24 protein-coding genes are annotated in these 23,287 nt (G+C 40.4%); 8 read left to right on the top strand and 16 right to left on the bottom strand.

Annotation, left to right across the window (positions count from 1 at the left end):
- Positions 1-8: 8 nt before the first annotated feature.
- The 14 genes from HZC45_05350 to HZC45_05285 all read right to left on the bottom strand — a co-directional run bounded on the left by HZC45_05350 (position 9) and on the right by HZC45_05285 (position 11,534).
- Entirely contained in the window at positions 9-377 is a 369-nt protein-coding gene (locus HZC45_05350) for a YraN family protein (protein MBI5682576.1), read from the bottom strand.
- Positions 374-991 carry a ribonuclease HII gene (locus tag HZC45_05345; protein ID MBI5682575.1) on the bottom strand — a complete coding sequence of 206 codons (618 nt, stop codon included), beginning with the start codon at positions 989-991 and terminating at the stop codon, positions 374-376. The genes HZC45_05350 and HZC45_05345 overlap by 4 nt, the downstream gene beginning before the upstream one ends.
- A gap of 78 nt (positions 992-1,069) precedes the next feature.
- Positions 1,070-1,411 (bottom strand): 50S ribosomal protein L19, encoded by a 342-nt coding sequence (rplS, locus tag HZC45_05340; GenBank protein ID MBI5682574.1) that lies wholly within the window; start codon positions 1,409-1,411, stop codon positions 1,070-1,072.
- 8 nt (positions 1,412-1,419) lie between these two features.
- On the bottom strand, positions 1,420-2,157 hold the full coding sequence (gene trmD, locus HZC45_05335; protein ID MBI5682573.1) for a tRNA (guanosine(37)-N1)-methyltransferase TrmD: 738 nt from the start codon (positions 2,155-2,157) through the stop codon (positions 1,420-1,422).
- Positions 2,154-2,696 (bottom strand): 16S rRNA processing protein RimM, encoded by a 543-nt coding sequence (gene rimM, locus HZC45_05330; protein ID MBI5682572.1) that lies wholly within the window; start codon positions 2,694-2,696, stop codon positions 2,154-2,156. The genes trmD and rimM overlap by 4 nt, the downstream gene beginning before the upstream one ends.
- Positions 2,697-2,721: 25 nt before the next feature.
- Positions 2,722-2,952 (bottom strand): KH domain-containing protein, encoded by a 231-nt coding sequence (locus HZC45_05325; GenBank protein MBI5682571.1) that lies wholly within the window; start codon positions 2,950-2,952, stop codon positions 2,722-2,724.
- Between the two features lie 58 nt (positions 2,953-3,010).
- Positions 3,011-3,280 carry a 30S ribosomal protein S16 gene (rpsP, locus tag HZC45_05320; protein ID MBI5682570.1) on the bottom strand — a complete coding sequence of 90 codons (270 nt, stop codon included), beginning with the start codon at positions 3,278-3,280 and terminating at the stop codon, positions 3,011-3,013.
- A 60-nt stretch (positions 3,281-3,340) separates the two neighbouring features.
- The gene (gene ffh / locus HZC45_05315; GenBank protein MBI5682569.1) at positions 3,341-4,693 is read right to left on the bottom strand and encodes a signal recognition particle protein; all 1,353 of its coding nucleotides are present in this window, start codon (positions 4,691-4,693) and stop codon (positions 3,341-3,343) included.
- 126 nt (positions 4,694-4,819) lie between these two features.
- Complete coding sequence (locus HZC45_05310) at positions 4,820-6,265, bottom strand: mannose-1-phosphate guanylyltransferase/mannose-6-phosphate isomerase (GenBank protein MBI5682568.1); 1,446 nt, start codon at positions 6,263-6,265, stop codon at positions 4,820-4,822.
- A 1-nt stretch (position 6,266) separates the two neighbouring features.
- Positions 6,267-7,700, bottom strand: a complete 1,434-nt coding sequence (locus HZC45_05305) for a phosphomannomutase/phosphoglucomutase (protein MBI5682567.1) — start codon at positions 7,698-7,700, stop codon at positions 6,267-6,269.
- Complete coding sequence (locus HZC45_05300) at positions 7,697-9,001, bottom strand: nucleotide sugar dehydrogenase (protein MBI5682566.1); 1,305 nt, start codon at positions 8,999-9,001, stop codon at positions 7,697-7,699. The genes HZC45_05305 and HZC45_05300 overlap by 4 nt, the downstream gene beginning before the upstream one ends.
- A gap of 34 nt (positions 9,002-9,035) precedes the next feature.
- Positions 9,036-9,545 carry a UpxY family transcription antiterminator gene (locus tag HZC45_05295; GenBank protein MBI5682565.1) on the bottom strand — a complete coding sequence of 170 codons (510 nt, stop codon included), beginning with the start codon at positions 9,543-9,545 and terminating at the stop codon, positions 9,036-9,038.
- Between the two features lie 16 nt (positions 9,546-9,561).
- Positions 9,562-10,533, bottom strand: coding sequence for a GDP-mannose 4,6-dehydratase (locus HZC45_05290; protein ID MBI5682564.1), 972 nt, complete (start codon positions 10,531-10,533; stop codon positions 9,562-9,564).
- 11 nt (positions 10,534-10,544) lie between these two features.
- The gene (locus HZC45_05285; protein MBI5682563.1) at positions 10,545-11,534 is read right to left on the bottom strand and encodes a dipeptide ABC transporter ATP-binding protein; all 990 of its coding nucleotides are present in this window, start codon (positions 11,532-11,534) and stop codon (positions 10,545-10,547) included.
- Positions 11,535-12,188: 654 nt separating this feature from the next.
- Between HZC45_05285 and HZC45_05280 the strand changes: the two genes are divergently transcribed.
- The gene (locus HZC45_05280) at positions 12,189-12,560 is read left to right on the top strand and encodes a hypothetical protein (protein ID MBI5682562.1); all 372 of its coding nucleotides are present in this window, start codon (positions 12,189-12,191) and stop codon (positions 12,558-12,560) included.
- On the opposite strand, the gene fusA is transcribed toward HZC45_05280, so the two are convergent.
- The gene (fusA, locus tag HZC45_05275) at positions 12,513-14,609 is read right to left on the bottom strand and encodes an elongation factor G (protein ID MBI5682561.1); all 2,097 of its coding nucleotides are present in this window, start codon (positions 14,607-14,609) and stop codon (positions 12,513-12,515) included. The genes HZC45_05280 and fusA overlap by 48 nt on opposite strands.
- A 16-nt stretch (positions 14,610-14,625) precedes the next feature.
- The gene (locus HZC45_05270; GenBank protein ID MBI5682560.1) at positions 14,626-15,390 is read right to left on the bottom strand and encodes a type III pantothenate kinase; all 765 of its coding nucleotides are present in this window, start codon (positions 15,388-15,390) and stop codon (positions 14,626-14,628) included.
- 165 nt (positions 15,391-15,555) lie between these two features.
- Between HZC45_05270 and mraZ the strand changes: the two genes are divergently transcribed.
- The 7 genes from mraZ (at position 15,556) to HZC45_05235 (ending at position 23,286) form a co-directional block, all read left to right on the top strand.
- A complete protein-coding gene (mraZ, locus tag HZC45_05265) occupies positions 15,556-16,053 on the top strand; it encodes a division/cell wall cluster transcriptional repressor MraZ (protein ID MBI5682559.1) in 498 nt (165 codons plus the stop codon).
- A gap of 2 nt (positions 16,054-16,055) precedes the next feature.
- Positions 16,056-16,991, top strand: a complete 936-nt coding sequence (gene rsmH, locus HZC45_05260) for a 16S rRNA (cytosine(1402)-N(4))-methyltransferase RsmH (protein ID MBI5682558.1) — start codon at positions 16,056-16,058, stop codon at positions 16,989-16,991.
- 17 nt (positions 16,992-17,008) lie between these two features.
- Positions 17,009-17,368 (top strand): cell division protein FtsL, encoded by a 360-nt coding sequence (gene ftsL / locus HZC45_05255; protein MBI5682557.1) that lies wholly within the window; start codon positions 17,009-17,011, stop codon positions 17,366-17,368.
- Positions 17,365-19,338, top strand: a complete 1,974-nt coding sequence (locus tag HZC45_05250) for a PASTA domain-containing protein (protein MBI5682556.1) — start codon at positions 17,365-17,367, stop codon at positions 19,336-19,338. The genes ftsL and HZC45_05250 overlap by 4 nt, the downstream gene beginning before the upstream one ends.
- A 67-nt stretch (positions 19,339-19,405) precedes the next feature.
- Positions 19,406-20,896: a UDP-N-acetylmuramoyl-L-alanyl-D-glutamate--2,6-diaminopimelate ligase gene (locus tag HZC45_05245; protein MBI5682555.1), complete on the top strand. Its 1,491-nt coding sequence runs from the start codon at positions 19,406-19,408 to the stop codon at positions 20,894-20,896.
- Between the two features lie 18 nt (positions 20,897-20,914).
- Positions 20,915-22,132 (top strand): UDP-N-acetylmuramoyl-tripeptide--D-alanyl-D-alanine ligase, encoded by a 1,218-nt coding sequence (murF, locus tag HZC45_05240; GenBank protein MBI5682554.1) that lies wholly within the window; start codon positions 20,915-20,917, stop codon positions 22,130-22,132.
- Between the two features lie 80 nt (positions 22,133-22,212).
- Complete coding sequence (locus tag HZC45_05235) at positions 22,213-23,286, top strand: phospho-N-acetylmuramoyl-pentapeptide-transferase (GenBank protein MBI5682553.1); 1,074 nt, start codon at positions 22,213-22,215, stop codon at positions 23,284-23,286.
- The last annotated feature ends 1 nt before the right edge of the window (position 23,287 follow it).

Below are 23,287 nucleotides of genomic sequence, written 5' to 3'. Positions count from 1 at the left end.
TTTGATTTTTAAAGACACATTTCAAAGGCATCCTTTATATATTCTATTTTTGCAGGTCCGTCTGCAAGATTTATTGCAATAACATCAAATCTGGCAGGGATATTTACAGCCCTCCTGCATCTGATATAATGTGATGCAACCTTTGACATTTGCCTCTGTTTCCTTAAATCAACCGCCATCTGAGGAATCCCGCAGGAAAGGTTTTTTCTTGTCTTTACCTCAACAAAGGCAATTATATCTTTATCCTTAGCAATAATATCAATCTCACCATACCGGCATTTATAATTCTGCTCTATTATCTTAAGACCATGCCTCTGTAAAAATGAAATGGCTGCCAACTCCCCTGTCTTCCCTAATGTAATCCGTGCATCATTCATGTATGCTCTCTTACGCCTTTGAAACCCCTCCTGTGTATTGAAGAGGGACCATACTTTTCTATAAACGTACAGTGGTCTAATGTCCCATAACCTTTATGTTTTGCAAACCTGTAATCAGGCAGTAGATTATGATACCCGCTCATTATTCTATCCCTTGCAACCTTTGCAATAATAGATGCAGCAGCCACACTTACACTGGCAGCATCACCACCTATAATTGTTCTTTGACTGATATTGTATGGAATTCCATAAATGCCGTCAATTAACAGAAAATCAGGAGACGGCATCAATTTAGAAACAGCATTTACCATTGCCTTCTGCGTGGCAACATTGATATTGACTTGTTCTATATAATCAGGCCATGCAATCCCGATTCCTACAGAACGGGCATTTTGAAAGATTTTATTGCAAAGATTTTCCCTTTTAAGAGGGGTTAGTTTTTTTGAGTCGTTTATCCCAAGATTGAGGAACTCTCTAGGTTTATTGCAGGCATCAAAAGGAAATATTACAGCAGCAGCAACCACAGGCCCTGCCAGTGGACCCCTTCCAGCCTCATCTACACCTGCAATAATTTTGAAGCCATTTTTCAGTGCTTCCAGTTCATAGGAATTCATCATACTTAGAGTCGGAGAGTCAGAGGGTCAAAGAGTCAGAGTACCGTGGAGAATGATTTTTTAGCTTTGACTCTGTCCTTACACCTTTTCTTTAATCCTTGCTGCCTTACCCTTGAGATTACGGATATAGTAAAGTTTAGCCCTTCTAACCTGCCCATGACTTATGACCTTTATTGTTTCAAGGGCAGGGGAGTGAAGCGGGAATGTCCTTTCAACGCCAATACCATAAGAAACCTTTCGGACAGTAAATGTTGCTTTTAGTCCACTTCCCCTCTTACTTATCACTATCCCCTCAAACTGCTGAACCCTTTCCTTTTCCCCTTCTTTTATCCTGACATTAACCCTCGCTGTATCTCCTATCCTTAACTCAGGGATATCTGTGCGAAGGTAGTCCTTTTCTATACTCTCTATTATTCCCATAATTCCTCCTATTGCTTTTTTAATTCACTTATTATTATTTTATCATCTTCTGAAACCTCTGCCTTTTCCAGAAGGTCAGGTCTTTTTTCAAGTGTTTTCTTTATTGTTTCTTGCCTTCGCCATCTTTCTATCTCCTTATGATTGCCTGAAAGAAGTACAGAAGGCACTCTCAAACCCATGAACTCCTCGGGTCTTGTCCATTGAGGATATTTAAGAAGACCTCCTGAAAATGTGTCTGTCTCAACCGATACCTCTGAACCAACAACACCGGGTATATTTCTGGAAACCGCATCAATAATTACAATAGCAGGGAGTTCACCACCGCTTAAGACATAATCACCTATAGATATCTCTTCAGGATTTAGAATAGTCCTTACCCTCTCATCAATACCCTCATATCTTCCACATATTATTATAATATTTTTAAAACCAGCAAGTTTTCTTACTATACCCTGTTCAAGCAATTTCCCCTGAGGCGTAGTAAGGATTATTTTAAGGGAAGCCTTGCTCTCAATCTTTGACCTTATATCCTCTACAGCAGAGATGATTGGCTCTGCCATCATTATCATCCCTTTGCCGCCGCCATACGGATAGTCGTCTGTACTTTTATGCCTGCCAGAGGCATAATCCCTTATATTGTTAATATTTACACTTATCAGTCCTTTTTCTATAGCCCGCTTAAGTATAGTCTGACTTAATGGTGACTTAAAAAAATCAGGGAAGATGCTTAATACATCAAATCTCATTTCTTAAAGAGACCTTCTGGCGGTCTGACAATCATCCTCTTTTTATCTGTATCAATACTTACGATAATATTATCCACTGCTGGAACCAATATCTCACCTGAACTACCTTTAACAATATAAACATCGCTACCCCCCCGTGTTGACAATATGCCTTCTATTGTGCCAATAAAGGTATTGTCCTCAGTAAAAACCATGGTGCCCTCAAGTTCAAAATGATAATATTCACCTTTTGGAAGTTTTGGTAATTCTGACCTTTCTATTAAAGCCTCTGAATCTATCAATGTGTCTGCATCATTTCTGGTATCACAGCCGTAAAGACTGACCAGCAGCACACCTTTGTGAGGTCTTATCCCCTTTATCCTATACCTCTTCTGCAAGGCATTCTTTTTTAGATAGATTGCCCTCCACTTCTTCTGTTCACGGTCCCCATAAGGTAAGATTTTTATTTCACCGTTTATGCCGTGAACACCAACAACCCTGCCTATCAAAACAAGGTCTGCGCCCTCTTCACAAAGGTTTTCAGCAGGTTTTTTGGACATCTTTTAAAAAGCAGTTGGCAATCTTTTACTCAACTATCTCCAGAACTGCCCTCTTCTTTAGTTTTGTTGACACTGCCGTGAGAATTACTCTCATTGCCCGTGCAGTTCTGCCTTCCTTGCCTATCACCTTACCAAGGTCCTCCTTTGCAACAATGAGCTCAATGACCGAGGTATTCTCACCCATGATCTCACCGACCCTTACCTTATCAGGATGGTCTACAAGCGCCTTTGCTATATACTCAATAAGTTCCTTCACCGTTACACCTCCGTAAGTTTAGTTTTAATGCGTTTATATTAGCCCAATCAGAAAAAGGTTACGCTGATAGTCTCCCAGATGTTTTGTTAAAAATGCCTGCCTTCTTGAACAGGTTTTTTACAGTCTCTGTCGGAACAGCGCCCCTATCAAGCCATTTCAGGACAAGACCCTCATTGAGGTCAGCCTTTGCAGGATTCTTATTTGGGTCATAGGTGCCAACAACCTCAATAAATTTTCCATCCCTTGGAGAATCTGAATCCGCAGCCACTATCCTGTAAAATGGTTTTTTCTTTGCACCAAGCCTTGTAAGCCGTAATTTAACAGCCACTTTATTTATCACCTCCTTTTGTTTATCATGAAATCATTGACATTTCAGGTGGTTACACCATTAAAACGGCATGCCACCCCTCAAAACCTTTAATGCCTGCCCCGTCATTGCCTTTGGACCTATATTAGCAAATTTCTTCATCATCTGTCTTGCCTGAAGATATTGCTTTATAAGTTTATTAACATCCTGAACAGTTGTGCCGCTTCCATTTGCTATCCGTTTTTTCCTACTGGCATTAAGGATATCAGGCTTTACCCTTTCCTTCATTGTCATGGAATTTATTATCGCCTCTATCCTCACAAGTTCTTTAGGATCAGGATTAACATCGCGGGTCATCTTAATTTGTTTAAAACCAGGCACCATTGAAAGTATGCTCTCCAAAGACCCTATTTTTTTTATCTGACTTAACTGCTCCTTAAAATCCTCAAGTGTAAATAAATTCTTGCGGAGTTTCTCTTCCATAATCTTTGCCTTTTCTTTATCAACTACTGCCTCTGCCTTTTCAATGAGCGTAAGGACATCACCCATACCAAGTATCCTGCCTGCGAGTCTATCAGGATAGAAAACCTCAATAGCATCAACCTTTTCCCCTGCTCCAATAAACTTTATGGGTTTTCCGGTGACAGTCACCATAGAAAGTGCCGCACCACCCCTTGCATCACCATCTAGTTTTGTAAGAATAACACCTGTAATGTCAATATCGCTGTTAAATCCTGCTGCTGTGTTCACAGCATCCTGTCCTGTCATTGCATCTGCAACAAAGAGTATCTCTTTAGGATTTAGTATTTCTTTTAAGTCCTTTAATTCATCCATAAGGGATTTGTCAATATGCAGCCTGCCTGCTGTATCAATAATGACAGTATCATAACCTTTTATTTTGGCAATCCTGAGTGCCTCATGGCATATATCCTGAGGCATTTTAAAGGCATCGTCTTCAAACACATCTATATCTATTTCTTTAGATAGTTTCCTCAGCTGCAGGATTGCAGCAGGTCTATACACATCAGCCGGAACAAGATAGGGTCTCCTGCCTTTCCCACGCAGATGCCTTGCGAGTTTTGCTGCTGTGGTTGTTTTTCCTGAACCCTGAAGCCCAACTAACATAATTACTGCAGGCGGTTTTGTCCCGAGGTTAAGAGATGATACAGTACCGCCGAGTATATCTGTGAGTTCATCTCTGACAATCTTAACAATCTGCTGCCCCGGTGTCAGGCTGTCTAACACATCTTTGCCAACTGCCCTATCCTTAACCTTCTGAATAAAGTCCTTTACAACCTTGAAATTGACATCAGCCTCAAGAAGTGACATCCTGACATCCTTGAGCGCCTCTTGAATGTTTACCTCAGACAGCCTTCCGTATCCCTTAAGCCTTTTAAATATACTGTTTAATCTATCACTTAATCCATCAAACATAAAATCCCCTTACAAATTTCAATGATGTTTAGCCGTTATTTCTAACAATCTAAACAGTTGCAGATTTTCTAACTAGGTTTACACTGATTTAAAGATTGTTAGAATACAAAATACCGTTGCATACTGTCAAGTAAGTTTTTGTCTCCCATAATCATCATCAACCCTCACAATATCATCTTCTCCAACATATTCACCATTTTGAACCTCTATTATCTCTAGAGGCACTTTGCCGGGGTTTTCAAGTCTATGGACAGTTGATTTAGGGACATATGCAGATTCGTTTTCATGGATAGTCCTTTTTATATCGCCAACTGTCACCCGTGCAGTTCCTTTCACAACAACCCAGTGTTCGCTCCTGTGATGGTGCATCTGCAGGCTTAACTTTTTATTTGGGTAAACAACAATCCTTTTTATCTTATACCGCTCCCCCTCTTCAAGCACTGTATAACTGCCCCATGGCCTATATGTGGTAACATGTTCTTCTGCCTCTTTTCTGCCATCTGCCTTTAACTTTCTAACTATATCTTTAACCTTTTGAGTCTCTCCTTTTCTTGCTATAAGCACAGCATCGTCAGTTTCAACTATAAGACAGTCATTAAGTCCAATGGTTGATATAAGCCTTTTATTTCCTATTATCAGGGTATTTTTTGTGTCTATAGCAATAACATCACCCTTTTTGATATTTCCATCTTCATCCTTATCCATAACATCACACAATGAATCCCATGAGCCAATGTCATTCCAGTATAAATCAAGGGGGACTGTTACAACATCCTTTGATTTTTCTGCTACAGCGTAGTCTATGGATACATCAGGCATATCCTTAAAGTTTGACAGCATCTCGTCAAAACTTTTAGTTAGCATATTACTTATTGCCGGTGCATGTCTTTCAAATTCCTTAATCATTGTGCCTATACTGAATGCAAACATGCCTGAATTCCAGTAGTAATTCCCTTCATCTAAATAACGTCTTGCAGTCTCTACATCTGGTTTTTCCACAAACCTTTCAACTCTCAAGAATTCCTGACTTCTGACTTCTGACCCCCGATTGAAGCCTGCGGGGGCAGGCTCCTGACTTCTGACTTTTATATATCCATATCCTGTCTCAGGTCTATCCGGTTTTATCCCAAATGTTACTATATAGCCTTTCTCTGCAATAGCCTTTGCAGATGCAAGGTATTCTGTGAACTTGTCATTGGGTTTGATGATGTGGTCTGAAGGCGACAGGAATATTATTTCATCATAATCACAGCCGAGTCTTTCAAGACAATATTTAACCCCTAGCGCAATAGCAGGCGCAGTATTTCTTGCCGCTGGTTCAAGGATGATATTAGAGTTCAGAGTTGAGAGTTTAGAGTTAAGAGCCTGAAGGTCTGACAGCACATGGAATTTATAATTACTGTTCGTCATTACGATAATGTCCTCAAGTTGAACTGCACCTGACAATCTTTCCACTGTCTGCTGAAGAAGGGACTTATCGCCGTTTAGTTTTAGAAACTGTTTGGGATAGTTCCTTCTGGACAAGGGCCAAAGCCTTGTCCCGCTTCCACCTGCAAGGATTATTGCCTTCATCTTACACTGTCCTCCCTGCCTGTCGGCAGACAGGTGCATTTTTAAGTTCATTCTCAAGAAACAGCCTGTAACTGTTTAAACTCTCCTTGTCTTCTGCCTCAACCCGCATAACCACTACCGGCTGTGTGTTGCTTGTCCTTAAAAGCCCCCACCCGTTTTCAAATGTAATCCTGACGCCGTCTATTGTATTCACATCCTTAATATTATATTCACATCCGCCATTTTTTTTATATCCTATAAATCTGGATACAATCTGTTTAACCACATCTTTTTTTATTTCATCAGGACAATCAATCCTTATCTCGGGTGTATAATACATATTTGGAATATCAGAAAGAAGTTTCTTTATATCACTGCCTGTATTCTTCATGATTTCTACAAGTCTTAAGGTAGTATAGATTGCATCATCATATCCAAAATATCTGTCCTTGATAAATATATGTCCGCTGAATTCCCCTGCAACAACCGCCCCTTCATCCCGCATCTTTTGCTTTATAAGTGAATGCCCTGTCTTCCACATAATCGGTATGCCGCCGTGGTTTTTCACATCATCAAACAGAATTTGAGAACATTTAACATCAGCAATTATCTTTGCACCTTTTCTCTGTTTTAATATCTCACGGCTTAAGATTATCATCAATTGGTCGCCCCATACAATACCACCATCTCTATTTACTATTCCAATTCTGTCAGCATCACCATCATATCCAACCCCCATATCTGCACCCAACTCTTTAGTCTTGCCAATCAAATCCTGTATGTATTCAACTACTGTAGGGTCTGGGTGATGATTTGGAAAATTTCCATCAGGCTCGCAATAAAGCGGTGTCACTTCACAGCCTATCGCACTTAAGATTTCAGGGGCAACAATACCTCCTGTGCCGTTACCAGCATCTACAACTATCTTTAACCTTTTAAACCTTGAATCATTAAGATATAAAAACTCTTTCAGCATATAGTCCTTATATGCTGTAGTTATGTTATATCTTTTAATATCTCCTATCTTTCCGGAAATCACTGACTCTCCTTTTAGTATCTCCTCTTTTATCCTTTGTATATCCTCACCGTGAATAGTGTCTTTGCCGATACTTATCTTAAAGCCATTATATTCAGGCGGATTATGGCTGCCTGTAACCATTATGCCGCCATCAAGATTTAGGTGAAACAGAGAAAAGTATTGAAGCGGTGTTGGACAAACCCCGACATCATATACATCAAGACCCGAAGAGGCTATCCCCTCCATTACCCCTGATGCTAAATCATCTGAACTTATCCTCACATCCCTTCCAACACTTACACACCTCGCATCAGGGATTTTCACTCTGACAAAAGAGGCAAATGCCTTACCAATGGAGATAGCAATATCTCTATCAATATCTTTCCCTACCTCTCCGCGTATATCGTATTCCCTGAATATCTTTTCACTTACTATCATGCCTTTACCACCCTCCTATCCTTTATGCCTTTTTTGCCGACAAGATTTCTGGTATCAATTATAAGATTTGAATTATTCACTATAAACTCTGCATCATAACTTGAATGGTCAGTCGCTATAACAATACAGTCATATCCCGCCAGATTTTCCTTTGTTAATAGGACAGATTCCTTATTAATCTTATGCCTTCTCATCTTTGGCGCCTTTGGTATGTAGGGGTCATTATAATCAACAATTGCACCTTTTCCCTCCAACAACTCTATAAGTCTGAAAGACGGGGATTCTCTTGGGTCATCCACATCTTTTTTATATGCAAGCCCTAATATCAAAACCTTTGCACCATTTATACTCTTACCTCTTTCGTTCAATGCCTCTATAGTCCTTTGAACAACATAATAGGGCATATTCGTATTTATCTCGCCTGCAAGTTCAATAAACCTTGTTGAAAAGTCATATTCCCGCGCCTTCCATGTAAGATAGAAGGGGTCAACCGGAATGCAGTGCCCACCGAGTCCTGGTCCCGGATAGAATGCCTGAAAGCCAAAAGGCTTTGTCTTTGATGCCTCTATTACCTCCCATACATCAATCCCCATCCTGTCAAATAGCATTTTGAGTTCATTCACAAGGGCAATGTTTACTGCGCGATAGATATTTTCAAGGAGTTTAGTCGCCTCAGCAGTTCTTGTAGATGAAACAGGGACTGTCTTAACAACTATATTGTCATAAAGTGTTCGGGCTATCTCAAGACATTTTGGGGTGAAACCGCCAACAACCTTAGGAATTGTGCTTGTGGAAAAATCCCTGTTGTTCGGGTCTTCTCTCTCAGGAGAAAATGCAAGATAAAAGTCCTCTCCTGCCTTTAACCCTGATTCCTCAAGTATTTCTTTTACATCTTCATCTGTTGTGCCTGGATATGTAGTTGATTCCAGAATTATAATCTGACCTCTTTTTAGATACTTCGCAATGGTCTTAGTTGTATTAAAAACATATGACATATCAGGTTCGCGGTATTTATTCAGCGGTGTGGGAACGCATATAATGATGCAGTCCATAGTTGACAACTGACTAAAATCGGTTGTTGGAATGAAGAGTTTTGAGTTTTGAGTTATGAGTTTTGAGTCAATATGTTTTATATAACTCTTGCCCTGTTTTAACAGTTCTACCTTTTCATTATCCACATCAAAGCCTGTAACCTTGAATCCTGCCTTACAGAATTCAATAACAAGCGGAAGTCCAACATACCCAAGACCAATTATGCCAATTCTGGCACTCTTTGACTTAATCATCTGAACCAATTCCATTTTGAGTCCCCCTTTTTTCCAGCCTTTCCCGCCTTTAAATCATCTCCACATCAGATGCTGCTATTCTTACCGCAACACCCCGCTGTAAGACATCAATAGAAATTACAAGCATGTGTTTGTCATGCTTTTTTGCAAGTATTCCTTCAATGCCTTTAAAAGGCCCGCTTTTTATTCTAATCATCTTCCCTTCCTTGAGATACGGGTAAGGGTCAATGTCTTGCTTGCATGCAATAAGTTTTTTTAAAGATATGATTTGTTCTTCAGGCACAGGATATGGCTCAGATGCAGAAAGCCCAAGCATCCTTACAACACCCGGTGTTTTGAGAACAGAGAGCATGGTATCATAAACCTTTTGGATATGCACAAACATATAACCCGGGAAAAGCGGGAAATCTATTAACTTCTTCCTGTCCTTCCATCTGGAAAGCCTTTCCACTACAGGAAGAAATGTATCTATCCCTGACCTCGTCAGATGCTCAAATACCTTAAACTCATGTCTTGACCTGACATGAACAGCATACCAATTAATATTCTCGTTATCTATTGCACACTCCTTGCAGTTAAATTTTTATTTCTTTTAGCCAATCACTGTTTTCAATATACCAGTCAACTGTCTTTTTTAACCCTTCATCTAAGTCAGTCTGAGGTTCCCAGTCAATGAGTTTCTTTGCCTTTGTTATATCTGCTTCGGTCTTTGTCATATCAGCCTTATGAAATGGTTTGTAATCTATTTTAGCCTTTTTGCCTAAGTATCCTTCAAGTCTATCTATTACATAATTGAGTGATGTCGGCTCTTTTCCGCCGCCCAGATTTATTATTTCATATCCAAGACTTTTAAGCCCCTTTATTGTCCCATTCGCTATATCATCTATATAGGTAAAGTCTCTGCTTTGTGAACCATCGCCAAACAGTTCTAAAGGCACCCCTTCGTCTATCCATTTTATGAATCTGAATATACTCATGTCAGGTCTGCCTGCAGGTCCATACACAGTAAAATACCGCACCACTGATATGTCCAGCCCATAAAGGTAATGGTATGTATATGCCATTACCTCTGCCGCCTTTTTTGATGCTGCATAAGGTGAAATAGGGGTATTAACAGGCAGGTCTTCTGAAAATGGGATTTTCTGTCCTGCATACAGAGATGATGTAGAGGCAAGGACCATCTTTTTTATACCATATTTTTTCATAAGTTCAAGGAGATTTAATGTGCCATTGGCATTGGTAGTCATATAGACATGCGGATTTTCCATGCTGTATCTGACACCTGCCCTTGCAGCAAGATTTATAACAGCCAGAAGATTATTGTGCCTGAATATATCCTCCATAGCTTTCAGGTTTTCTATATCAAGAGGATTGAATGTAAAGTTTTTATACCTCTTTAACCCATCAAGACGATGGGTTTTCAAGGTTACATCATAATAGTTATTTAGATTGTCAATGCCTATTACATGAATGTCTTCATCAAGTAGTTTTCTCGCAACCATGCAGCCTATAAACCCTGCACATCCTGTAACCATAATCTTTTTCATCTTTCCTCCTCTTATAACGGGAAGTGGCATGACGCAACCCTTCCATCCCTTTCTGTCAGCAGCGGTGCTTCTATCTTGCACCTTTCCTGTGCATATATACACCTTGTGTGAAATGCACAGCCTGAAGGCGGGTTCATAGGGCTTGGTATGTCACCTTTAAGTATTATCCTCTTCTTTTTTTTGTGGACAGTGGGGACAGATTTCAAATCTGTCCCCAGTATTGGTATAGAAGACAAAAGCGACTCAGTATATGGATGGACAGGGTGATTATAAACATCGCTGGCATTTCCGAGTTCAACGATCTTTCCAAGATACATAACCGCAATCCTGTCGCTTATATACTCCACAACCCTTAAATCATGGGCTATAAAAAGGTATGTGAGATTAAATTCCTTCTGCAAATCCTGTAACAAGTTTAGAATCTGTGCCTGAATAGATACATCAAGGGCAGATATAGGTTCATCTGCAATGATTAAATCAGGTTTTACTGCAAGCGCCCTTGCTATGCCGACTCTCTGTCTCTGACCTCCGCTGAATTCATGCGGGTAGCGGTTTATAGAATCCTTTGGAAGACCAACCACATCCATAAGTTTTGCAACAATATTATTCTTCTGAACATTACTTTCTGCAAGTTTGTGTATTATAAGTGCCTCTCCAATAATATCCCCAACTGTCATCCTCGGGTTTAAAGATGCATAAGGGTCTTGAAATATCATCTGCACCTTTCTTCTAATCGGAATCATCTCTCTTTGCGATAGAGATGATATATCACGACCATCGAAGATGATACTCCCACCTGTTGGTTCTATAAGCCGCATCACAACCCTTGCAAGTGTTGATTTGCCGCACCCTGATTCTCCGACAAGACCAAAGGTCTCGCCCTTTTTTACAGATAGACCCACACCGTCAACAGCATACACTGTGCTGCCGTGTCTATCAAATATCCCCCTGCTCACATGGAAGTGCTTTTTTAAGTTTTTTATTGTAAGTAAGTTACCCATATTACAAAATACAGAAAATACAGGGACACTTCCCCTATTTCGTTCATAATTTATCATAATAACGGCTTAAATCACAGGCGGGCTAGCGCACCGTCTCATGGATTTGATTGTTAGGCGCTCTTTCTAATCAATTCATTATTAAGTTCAAGTTCATATGAGAAAATTGTTGGTTCTTTCATAAAAAAGTTGGTATTAGTGTAACATATGACTAAAAGCCGTGCAATATCAATGAGATAAAAAAGTGCATCGGATTTCAGCCGTATCTGGTATAGTTTTGCTGACAACAATACATACCGGGAGGTGAAATCCGACGCAGCTAAATACTATCACAGAATTGTTAAACATACCAAACTTTAAAAGTAGCGGTAATGTATCATAGTTTGTGTTAGAGATAAGAAAGGGGTATCCTTCCCATAGCCAAAAGAACACATAAAAGGAGGATACCCCATAGAAAGGAAAAGATTTTCCTGTCTCCCCTTTTCCTGTCAATTAAATAAATCTGTCCCCTTTTCCTGCATAGAAAGGAAAAGATTTGACCCCCTTTGACGTGCAGTTTTTTCAATATGTTACTGGATGCCCGCTTTCGCGGGCATGACACTTTTTCCGTTGGAGAAGATTTTTTCAACACCCTGTTAAAAACAGGAGGGTTAGATTATGAAAAGGTTATTTGCAAATTTTTTAATTGTATTTGTAGTTGTAATATTTTCAGTGCCTAACAAGAATTTACAGGGTGCTCAAGCGACTCCGCAGCAAATACAAGAAATGCAAAGTGTCCTGAAAAATGCAGAGGCACAGTTGATACAGATGCAAAAAGCACTTGAGCAAAAGAAAATACAACCACCGGCACCACCACCGCCACCAAAAGTAGTTCAACCACCTGTTCAGAAACCAGCACCAACACCTAAATCAGTAACTCTGGGAAGCCGATATGTAAAGATAGTAAGTGTATCGCGAACCCTGATAGAGTATAGATTGTATCTATTCCTTCTCTTTCCCTGCCTTTGCAGCAATTATTATCTTCTGTGAAAGGTGTGTCGGCACATCTTCATAATGCGAAAACTCCATTGTAAACATGCCCCTGTCACCTGTCATGCCTCTTAAATCTGATGTATATTTCAGAACCTCTGCCATTGGCACAACTGCCTTTATTGTCTGGCTGTTTGCCTTTGGTTCAACACCTTGTATCTTACCCCGTCTTGAGTTTATGTCTCCTATAACATCACCCATACTTTCATCAGGCACATTTATTTCCACTCTCATTACGGGTTCAAGAAGGACAGGATGAGCCATCTCCATAGCCTTTTTAAAAGCCATTGAGCCTGCGATTTTAAATGCCATCTCAGAGGAGTCAACAGAGTGGTATGAGCCATCATACAAAGTAACCTGAACATCAACAGCAGGATAGCCTGCAAGTATGCCGCTGTGCATTGCCTCAACAACGCCCTTTTCAACAGCAGGGATATACTGTCTTGGAATAACACCGCCTACGATATTGTCAATAAATTCAAATCCTGCGCCTCTTGGCATCGGCTTTAATTCCAACCAGCAGTCGCCGTATTGCCCCCTGCCGCCTGATTGTTTTTTATATCTACCCTGTATTTTTACAGATGAGCGGATTGTCTCTTTGTAAGGCACCCGCGGGATATTTAATTCAACATCAACCCCGTATTTCCTTTTCATCTTGTCAATAGACACCTCAAGATGAACCTGCCCCACACCCGATAGTATAAACTCCTTTGTCTCATCTTCTCTTGAGAATTTTATTGTCGGGTCTTCGTCCATAAGTTTTAATATGGCAGGGTGCAGTTTATCTTCATCAGATTTTGTCTTTGGAGTGATTGCATACGAAAGCACGGCATTAACAGGTGGTATTGTTGGAAAAATGACAGGGTGATGCTCATCACAAAGGGTGTCGCCTGTGCCAGTATCCTTAAACTTTGCAACAGCAACAATATCACCTGCACCTGCTGTCCCTATCTCTTTCAGTTTTTTCCCCTGAACACGATAGAGGTGACTTATCTTTTCCTTTACACCATTAGAAGAATTTAAGACCGTAGAATCTGATTTTATCCTGCCTGAATGTATGCGGAAGATATTTAATCTTCCTGTATATGGGTCAACCGTAGTTTTGAATACAAATGCAGAAAAAGGCTCATCAAGAGACGGATGCCTTTCAACCTCTTCACCTGTTACAGGATTTTTACCTTTTATTACACCCCGCACAATCCCCTTTTCCATGGGTGATGGCAGGCACATATTTATCATGTCCATTAAAGACTGTATGCCTATATTCTTGAATGCAGAACCGCATACCACAGGCACAAATCTCCTTGCGAGGGTGCCTTCTTTTAACCCCATTGTGAGTTCATCTATTGTTAACTTCTCACCATTTAGATACTTTTCAGTAAGCGCATCATCTATTTCAGCAATCAGTTCAATCATATGCTCACGCATCTTCCCTGCATCTTCCATAAGTTCCTGAGGGATATCCTTTGTTTCGTAAGTGCCAGAGAGGTCATCCTTGTAAATAAGTGCCTTCATGTGCATAAGGTCAACCACACCTTTAAAATCCTCGGCGATGCCAATCGGAATCTGCACAGGGACACCTTTGACATTTAATACCTTTTCCATATCATCTACAGCCCTTAAAAAATTTGCATATTCCTTATCCATCTTGTTTACAAAGGCAATCCTTGAAACTGCGTATTCGTCTGCAAATTTCCATACCTCTTCTGTGGCAACCTTTACCCCGGATATGGCAGACAGGATAACGACTGCTCCGCCTGCGACCATAAGACAATCTCTGGTATCATGGATAAAATCCGAATATCCGGGCGAATCTATAATATTTACTAAACACTTATCCCACTCGTAGCAATGCACCTTTGCGGATATTGTGATTTTTCTCTTAATCTCTTCTGGCTCAAAATCCAAAACAGAAGAGCCATTATCTACCCTGCCGATTTTATCAGTGGATTTTGTATCAAACAGCATAGATTCCATCAAAGTGGTCTTGCCTGCCCCGCTGTGGCCAATGACAGTAATATTTCTTTTTTTATCAATGGGGATTTCCATAGTATCTCCTTGTCTATTATAAATTCCTTTCATAAATAATGAGTAAGCCCTTTAATGTAAGGAACTCATCTATATCTCTTATGATTTTACTTTCAGAGGTGATAAGTTTTGCAAAGCCCCCTGTTGCAACGAGCATTGGCTTTGTTCCAACCTCATCGGACATCCTTTTTGCAATTCCATCTACAAGCCCTGCATAACCATAGAAAATGCCTGCCTGCATACTGTCTATTGTATTTTTGCCAACCAATCTCTTTGGCTTTGCAATCTCAATCCTTGGTAGTTTTGAAGCCCTTTGAGAGAGCGCATCAGTTGATATGCCTATGCCAGGGGCAATTGCCCCGCCCATATATTCACCCTTTGGCGATATGTAGTCAAATGTGGTTGCTGTGCCAAAATCAACAACAATCACTGCAGAGTGGTATTTGTCGTATGCAGCCACAGCATTTACAATCCTGTCAGCACCAACCTCTTTTGGATTATCAGTCAAAATCGGTATGCCTGTTTTTATGCCTGGTCCAACTATCAAGGGTTTGATTCCAAAATATCTTTCTGACATATCAGAGAATGTATCAGTTAGCGGCGGGACAACACAGGAGATTATAGCGCCTTTTATATCCGCAGTCTTTATCCTTGCAAAATTTAACAGGTCCATCATCATAATGCCGTATTCATCCGCGGTACGTGCCTTTTTTGTTCCTATCCGCCAGTGATGGACTAATTCACCTTTATCATAAACACCGATTACGATATTTGTATTGCCTATGTCTATAACAATAACCATATTGCCCATTTATAATAGCACTCTTAAGGATTTATTCAAGTCCTAAAATATTATAAAAAAACTCTTAAAATTTGCTTAAAAATTTACTTGACAAGAATTGCCAAGAGGCATATAGTTTAGCCACAGTGGGATAAAGTGGTATAAAGTGGATAAGTTTTTATTTGGGTGGGGGACAGGGGTAGAATAAATTCAAGAAAGGTAAATCTTGTAACCACCATGTTCAGAGGCAGATTTGAACACACCATAGATGCAAAAGGAAGGGTTAGCGTTCCTTCAAAATTCCGTGAAATATTAAAGGATAAATATGAGGAAAGGCTTATAGTCACTAACTATGACGGCTGTCTTGTTGCCTATCCATTTTCTGAATGGGAGATTATTGAACAAAAGGCATCAAACTTATCAATGCTGAAAAAGGAACCTGCCCAGTTTTTAAGGTTCTTTTATTCAGGGGCTGCAGAGTGCTGTATTGATAAACTTGGTCGTCTGCTCATTCCACAGGTACTGCGGGATTATGCAAAACTGGAAAAGGATATTGTGTTTGTGGGGATGCTTAAAAGGATTGAGATATGGAGTAAGACACGGTGGGAATCTGTAATAGTAAAATCTCAGGAGAACTTTGATGCCCATGATGTCCGCGATGCCCTTGCGAGTTTGGGGCTTTAGGAGTGGATTTTGAACACACATCAGTATTGTCAGGGGAGGTTGTAAGATTTTTAAATTGCAGCCCGGGTAATACATATGTTGACGGAACATTAGGGGGAGGTGGACATACACTAAACATACTTAATGCAATAAAACCTGATGGAAAGGTCATAGGCATTGATTGGGATGAAGATGCGGTCTTGGCTGCAGAAAAAAGGTTAATAGAAGACATTTCAAGGGTAACTATAATAAGGGGAAACTTTGCAGATATAAAGTCTATACTTGAAGAACATCATGTAATAGAAGTTAATGGGATACTCCTTGACCTTGGTGTGTCTTCTTACCATTTTGAAAAACCTGAAAGGGGCTTTAGTTTCAGGCATGAAGGGTATCTTGATATGAGGATGGACAGGACAAAAGGCACTTCAGCCTGTGATCTGGTTAATGGTCTTTCTGAACAAGACTTAGGTGATGTTATTTATCAGTATGGGGAAGAGAGGTGGGCAAGAAGGATAGCAAAGAAGATTGTGGAAAAGAGGAGGGTTTGTAAGATAACAACCACAAAAGAACTTGCAGATATTGTATACTCGGCAATACCTGTAAGATACCATCCCACCAGCATACATCCTGCCACAAAGACATTTCAGGCAATCAGAATTAAGGTGAATAATGAACTTGAAAATCTTAAAAGAGCGATAGATGAAGGTGTATCCCTTCTTGCCCATGAAGGCAGATTCGTTGTTATTTCATATCATTCTTTGGAAGACAGGATAGTAAAAGAAAGATTCAGGTCTCTGGAAAAGGTGTGCATCTGTCCCCCTGACCTGCCCATGTGTATTTGTGAAAGGGTGCCGCTAGTGAAGGTTATTACAAAAAAACCTGTAATACCATCTGAAACTGAAATAAAAAATAATCCCCGTGCGCGGAGTGCAAAGATGAGGGCGGCGGAGAGGATATAGGGTCAAGGGTCAAGAAGATGCAGGCGATATTAAAAAAAAATTCTTTTACCGGTGTCCTTGGACGCCAAAGGGTTAAAGATAAGAGGGATGTTAACAGCCCATGGTTTTTATTTTCTGCAATCATCGTAATAACAGTTATTGCAATGGTTACACTTTTTTATGTGTGGAGCAGGCTTTTGACTATAAATCTTGGTTACGAGATATCAAGGGTGGAACTGGAACGAAAAAATCTTCTGAAGGAAAAGGGGTTATTGAATATAGAGATTACTTCCCTGAAATCACCTGACAGGATAGACAGGATAGCAAGGACAGAATTGGGATTAGTATATCCATCGCAGGAACAGATTATAAGGATAAAAGAACAAACCCAACAATGAACAGGTTTAAGACATGGCTCAAGTTCAGAATATTTATAGCGATGCTCCTTTTTTTTGTGGCATTTTCTATTGTTTTTATACGGGCATTTCAATTTCAGGTTGTCGACAGTCCAAAATTTAAGGCGATTGCATTAAAACAGCGATTGAAAGAGGAAACACTTTTACCGAGGCGCGGCACGATATATGACAGAAACATGAAAGATATGGCTGTTTCTATGGATGCTGCTTCTATTTATGTACAGCCCCAGCATATTGAAAACCGTGGTGATGTTGTGAAGGCGCTTGCACCTGTAACTGCGATGAACAAGAGTGAGATAATAGAGAAGATAAATAGAGATAAGCCGTTTGTGTGGATAAAAAGAAAGGTTGATTTTCAAAAGATTTCTGAAAGGAAGGAGTTGAAGATAAAGGGTGTAGGTATCCTGACAGAAGATAAAAGGGTCTATCCGAATTTTCGGCTGGCAAGTGATATCATAGGTTTCACAGGACTTGACTCAAACGGCCTGGAGGGCATAGAATTTAAGTTTGATGCTTATCTTCAGGGCAGCGGAAGGGTCATTATTGATGAGAAAGATGCCAACGGAGATGCCATAACACTGAATAATAATGTGGACAGGGTAAGGATATCCAGAGGTATGGATATTGTCCTTACAATTGACAAGACTGTTCAATATATAACAGAAAAGGAGTTGGGAAAGGCTGTTGCATCAACAGGGGCAAAGGGAGGCACGGCAATGGTCATGGACCCTAAAACGGGTGAGGTTCTTGCTATGGCAGACCTGCCTTCTTTTGACCCAAATACCTTCTTGCAGTATCGTGCGCACCTCTGGAAAAACAGGCTGGTTTCAGACGCGTTTGAACCAGGCTCGACATTCAAGACCTTTCTGATAGCAGCAGCATTTGAGGAAGGAGTTGCAAAACAAACAGATATATTTTTTTGCGAGAACGGTGAATATAAGGTTTTTGACAGGGTAATCCATGATGCACACGACAGGAAATTTGGATGGCTTTCTGTAACGGACATAATAAGACATTCAAGCAATATAGGTGCGGCAAAGATTGGTGAAAAACTGGGCAAGGAGGCATTCTATAGATATATAAAGGGTTTTGGGTTTGGTTCAAAGGCAAATATTGACCTGCCGGGTGAAATAGCAGGCAGTGTCCAGCACCCAAAAAGATGGTCAGGTGTTTCTATTGATACAATATCATTTGGACAAGGGATTTCTATTACAGGCATTCAACTCGCCGCCGCATTTTCATCAATTGCAAATGGCGGTTATCTTATGAAACCAATCATAGTCAAAAGAATTATTGATAGCGAAGGCAAGATAGTAAAAGAGTTTACCCCTGAGATTCAAAGACGCGTAATAAGCGAAGACACGGCAAAAAAGGTTACAGAGGTCTTAAAAACAGTAACAAATACCGGAGGGTCAGGTATTAAGGCGCAGGTAGATGGTTTTGAAGTTGCAGGCAAGACAGGAACCGCGCAGAAGGCAAACCTTTTAACAGGAGGGTACCTGGAAGACAGATATATGAGTTCATTTATAGGATTTGTGCCAGCAGATAATCCGGGGATAGTTATCCTTATCATCTTGGATGAACCGCGCGGGGTCTTTTACGGCGGACAGGTTGCTGCGCCTGTTTTTAGAGAGATTTCAAAACAGGTCTTGCCATATCTTGGCATTTATACAAATGACGGAAAGGCAGAAAGATATGTAAGTGATTCCTTTGTTAGCACTTCTAATAAAAGGTTCTTTGAAGACAGCAGTGCTGCTTTTGATAGTTACTCAGATGAAGGAAATTATGCAATGCCTGACTTGAAAGACAAGACAATCAGGCAGGTTCTTAAGATTTTAAGGGAAATACCTATGGAGGTAAAGGTTGTTGGGAGCGGCAGGGCATTTTATCAGAGCCCGATGCCTGGAGCAAATCTCAGCCCAGGTGTTGTGTGTGAGGTGAGATTTCAGTGAGGCAGGCTAAAGGCGTAAGGGTGAAAAGCATGCTTTTCACGGCGAAAGGCGAAAGAGGTATTTTCGGGTGAAATTAAAAGATTTATTAGAAGTTTTATCACCATTTGAAATTCAAAACTTAAATGAGGATATAGAGATAAAGGGTATTGCATATAACTCCAGAGATGTAAAAAAGGGTTCCCTGTTCGCAGCGCTAAAAGGGGAGAATACAGATGGCTATAACTTTATTCCTGATGCAGTGAAAAATGGTGCAGCAGCAATTGTATCAGAAAGGATAGACAGTGCTGTTAAAGTCCCAGAGATTATTGTGCCTGATTCAAGAGATGCGATGGCAAAACTTGCATGCAGGTTTTATGGAGAGCCTTCAAGAAAACTCAATCTTGTAGGTGTTACCGGAACAAATGGCAAGACAACAACGACATTTCTGATTGAATCTATACTTAAACAGGCGGGTCTGGAATCGGGTGTGATAGGCACAATAAATTACAGATACAGGGGGAAGATACTGGATGCATCCCATACAACACCTGAGTCTCCTGATTTGCAGAGGCTCTTAAAAGATATGGCGGATAATGGTGTTACCAACTGTGTTATGGAGGTCTCATCACATGCCCTTTCCCAGAAGAGGGTGGACGGCTGTATCTTTAAGGGAGGGGTATTTACAAACCTTACACAGGACCACCTTGATTATCACAAGACTATGGAGGATTATTTTGAGAGCAAGGCAAGACTGTTTGAGGAGTTTCTGCCGCAGTCAGAAGATTGTTTTGCAGTAATTAACATAGATGATGAATGGGGAAGATTATTAAAAGTCAAACGACCCACTATCGTGGGTGCCCCGAAGTCAAAAGTCAAAACTATTGAATATAGTCTTAACGCAGAGGCAATGGGCAATATATTCCCTAAAAAAATGGATTTTACAGATAACGGAATTGAGGCTTCTTTATCAACACCTATTGGCAGTATTCATATCTCATCAAAACTTTTAGGCAAGCATAACTTGCAAAATATAATGGCAGCGGTTGGTGCCGGGATCGGATTGGGTTTGAAAATAGATGTCATTGAAAAAGGCATCTCAAATCTTAAAACTGTGGAAGGCAGGATTGAAAGGGTTTCGTCAAAGAAAGGCTTTCAGGCAGTTATTGACTATGCCCATACAGGTGATGCACTTGAAAGGCTTCTTACAACAATAAGGGATGTGGCAGGGGCAAGGGTAATCACAGTGTTTGGCTGCGGTGGTAACAGGGATAGAGGCAAGAGACCCATTATGGGGGAAATTGCAGCAAGGTTCTCCAATATTACAATAATTACATCTGACAATCCGAGAGATGAAGACCCGCTTGCAATTATAAAGGAGATAGAGGCAGGGGTCAAGGGTCAAGACTACATGATAATTCCTGATAGGAAAGAGGCAATTGAAAAGGCAGTAACTATTGCAGAGGCAGGGGATTTTATAGTTATTGCCGGAAAAGGGCATGAAAAATATCAAATTATCGGTGATAAAAAGATACCATTTGATGATGTGGAAGAAGTTAGAAAGGCAATGAATAATGAATAGTGTCAGTGTCAGTGGACAGTGAGAGGCAAGATTTTACTGACACTGACACTAATCACTGACACTAATGTTTGTATGTTTGAACTGACAGCAAAAGAAATCATAGATGCCATTAACGGAATTTCCGCTCTCGGCAATCTTGCACGATACTGGCGGGAGAGACACCCTGTGCCCTTGATTGCAGTCAGCGGCAGTTGCGGCAAGACAACAACAAAGGAGATGATAGCCTCAATACTCAGGCAATCCCATTGTGTCCTGAAGACAGAGGGTAATCTGAACAACCTGATAGGTCTGCCCCTTACACTGCTTAAGATGAACAACATACACGATATTGCAGTTGTAGAACTTGGTATAAGCGAAAAGGGTGAGATGACAAAACTTACAAGTATCTGCAAGCCTGATATTGCCCTTCTGACTAATATTGGTTCAGCACATCTGAAGACACTCGGAGATATTGATGGTGTTGCATCTGCTAAAGGTGAAATATTTTCGGGGCTCAGAGAGGATGGTGTTGTTGTAATAAATATGGATGACCCGTGGATTGTAAAAATAGCAGAATCTATAAAGCAAAAAAAGATTACATTCAGCATTAAATCTAATGCCGATGTTTTTCTTAAAGAATATTCAAAGAATAACGGCGGCATGTCCGCAGTATTTAATGTGAATGGAGACAATACAGAGGTAAATATAAATGGATACGGCGTTCATAATCTTTCAAATGCCGCTGCTGCAATTGCGGCAAGCCTTGCCATTGGCGCAAAGAAGCAAAATATTATTGATGGGCTTAAAAACTATAAACCCCTGTATGGAAGGATGGGGCCGATTAAACTTGAAAATGATATTACAGTCATAGATGACACATACAATGCAAATCCTGCATCTGTTGAGGCATCCTTAAGAAGCCTTTCGGAGATGAAAGGCAGAAAAATCGCTGTGCTGGGTGATATGCTGGAACTTGGGGATGCATCAAAAGAAAGGCACAGATATATAGGCAAAGTTGCAGGCGGATTAGGATTAGACCTTTTATTTGTTGTGGGTGAATTCAAAAAAGATATTGCAGACGGCGCGATTAAGGCAGGAATGGATAAAAAATGTGTTCAAACGCTTAACAATAAATCAGAGGTTGTTAATGCCTTAGAAAAGATTTTGAAAAATGGAGACATCCTGCTTGTGAAAGGTTCAAGGGCAGTCGGCATGGAAGAGATAATTGAAAGGTTACAATACGACATTGTAAAGTGAAGATTGGGAATTGGGAATTGCAAAATGTTTATAAAATTTAAAATCTACAATTTCCGATGGACAATGGAGCGAAGCGACTAATGCTTTACCATTTACTATATCCGTTACACACATATCATACGGTCTTTAATGTATTTCAGTATATTACATTCAGGGCAATCTATGCTGTTATTACAGCCCTGCTTCTGAGTTTTATTCTGGGTCCCTACATTATAAGGAAACTTTCTGAGATGCAAGTCGGTCAGGTCATAAGAAAGGACGGCCCCCCGAATCATATAAGTAAAGAAGGCACTCCCACTATGGGGGGGACACTCATAATATTTGCAGTTGTTATACCCACACTCCTGTGGGCAAACCTCACAAATCTTTATGTCTGGCTCCTTGTCCTCATTACCCTCGGCTTTGGTGCAGTCGGTTTTATTGATGATTATATCAAATTGGTGAAAAGGGACAGCCGCGGGCTTCTGCCCCCATACAAACTTTTAGGACAGTTTCTAATAGCGTTTGCAGTTGCCCTATTTCTGTACCTTAATGGGTTTGATACCCGTGTAACAGTGCCTTTTTTTAAAGAGGTTATGATAGACATGGGGGTCTTTTACATACCGTTTGTCATGCTTGTTGTAGTAGGTGCGTCCAATGCAGTGAATCTTACAGACGGGCTTGATGGACTTGCTATAGGACCTGTAATGATAGTTTCTGCAACATATATGCTCCTTGCATACCTGACAGGAAACATAAAAATCGCCAACTATCTGCAGATACTTTATGTGGCAAAAAGCGGTGAACTTACAATATTTGCAGGTGCAATGGTTGGTGCGAGTCTTGGTTTCCTCTGGTTCAATACATATCCTGCTCAGGTATTTATGGGTGATGTAGGCTCTCTTGCACTTGGCAGCGCTATTGGAACACTTGCTGTTATTACAAAGCATGAAATCCTTCTGGTATTGGTGGGAGGGATTTTTGTTGTAGAGGCGCTCTCTGTAATATTTCAGGTTGGCTCTTATAAGATCCGCGGGAAGAGGGTTCTCCTTATGGCACCAATCCATCACCATTTTGAACTCAAGGGATGGGCTGAACCCAAGATTATTGTCAGATTCTGGATAATTTCAATAATACTTTCTTTGATAGCAATATCTACACTTAAACTGAGGTGAA

It is taken from the genome of Deltaproteobacteria bacterium (assembly GCA_016223005.1).
GTDB lineage: Bacteria > Desulfobacterota > GWC2-55-46 > UBA9637 > GWC2-42-11 > JACRPW01.
Note: the sequence above shows the minus strand (reverse complement) of the source record. Positions and strands in the feature narration are given on the sequence as shown.